At 62.5% G+C, this 1,263-nt stretch carries 1 protein-coding gene and 1 pseudogene; both read right to left on the reverse strand.

Features of this window, described 5'->3' with window-relative positions; genetic code table 11:
• Positions 1-712: phosphoserine transaminase (locus tag EOA28_RS36160; protein WP_128315863.1), on the reverse strand; the 712-nt coding region annotated here is incomplete at its 3' end.
• A gap of 192 nt (positions 713-904) precedes the next feature.
• A pseudogene (locus EOA28_RS36165) lies at positions 905-1,263 on the reverse strand (opacity family porin); the annotation flags it as partial.

A 1,263-nucleotide genomic window follows, 5' to 3' on the forward strand; every position in this document is an offset into this window, starting at 1 on the left:
CGATCAGCTTGCCGCCCGAGGTCAGGCGGAAGATCTTCGGCAGCGGCCAGGCCGGCTTGTAGGTCTCCAGCCGCTCGACGGCGCGGGGCGACAGGATCAGCATGCCGTGCGCGCCTTCGCCGCCCAGCACCTTCTGCCAGGAGAAGGTGACGACATCGAGTTTGTCAAAGTCGAGCCTTTGCGCGAAGGCGGCCGACGTCGCGTCGCAGATGGTCAAGCCCTTGCGGTCCGCGGGAATGAATTCGCCATTCGGCACGCGCACGCCCGAGGTCGTGCCGTTCCAGGTGAAGACCACGTCGCGATCGAAATCGATCTGCTTGAGGTCGGGCAGCTGGCCGTAGCCGGCCTCGAACTTGCGCGCGTCGGCGAGCTTGAGCTGCTTGACGACATCCGTCACCCAGCCGGAGCCGAAGCTCTCCCAGGCGACCATGTCGACGCCGCGCTCGCCGAGCAGCGACCACAGCGCCATCTCGACCGCGCCGGTGTCCGACGCCGGCACGATGCCGATGCGATAGTTCGCGGGAACCTTGAGGATTTCGCGCGTCAGCTCGATCGCCTGTTCGAGCTTGCTCTTGCCGATCTTGGCGCGGTGGGAGCGTCCGAGCGCGGCCTTAGAGAGCGCCTCGGCCGACCAGCCGGGGCGTTTTGCGCAGGGACCTGAGGAGAAATTGGGGTTTGCCGGACGGAGTCCGGGCTTGGTAGGTGTCGTCATCGTGGTCTACCCTTCCAGATAGTGGCCCCTCGTTGGGGAGGGGTGGCCCACGGACGGCGATATGCTTTCAGCCTTTCGGCGTCAAGAGCAAAGTTTTTGTCGTTGTCGGGATATTCCCTTCCACCCGGCGCGCCCCGAAATGAAAACGGCGAGCCGTTGGACCCGCCGTGGCATTTCGTGACCCGCTTCGCTTTACCAGAGGTCGTAGCGCAGGCCGAATTTGATCTGGTGGTTGCTGATCCCCTTACGGGTGGGATAGGAGGTCAGGCTCTCGGCGGCCACATATTCCGCATTGGGGGCGGAGAAATACTGGTAGCCGAGGTCGACAAGAACATTCTTGGTCACTTGGTATGCAAGGCCCGCATTGAGCGTATAGGCGAGCGAGTATTGGTTTTTGTTGCTGCTCAGGACGAAATCGTTGGAGGAGTCGGCGCTGTCTGTGTATGAGGCCGAAAGCTTGCTTGTCGTCCGAACCAAACCAATGCCGGCGCCGACATAGGGCGTGATCCCGACATAGGTGCCCAGATCGACATAACCATTGAGGATACCGG

Origin of the sequence: Mesorhizobium sp. M2A.F.Ca.ET.067.02.1.1 (assembly GCF_004023285.1) — a bacterium.
Taxonomy (GTDB): Bacteria; Pseudomonadota; Alphaproteobacteria; order Rhizobiales; family Rhizobiaceae; genus Mesorhizobium.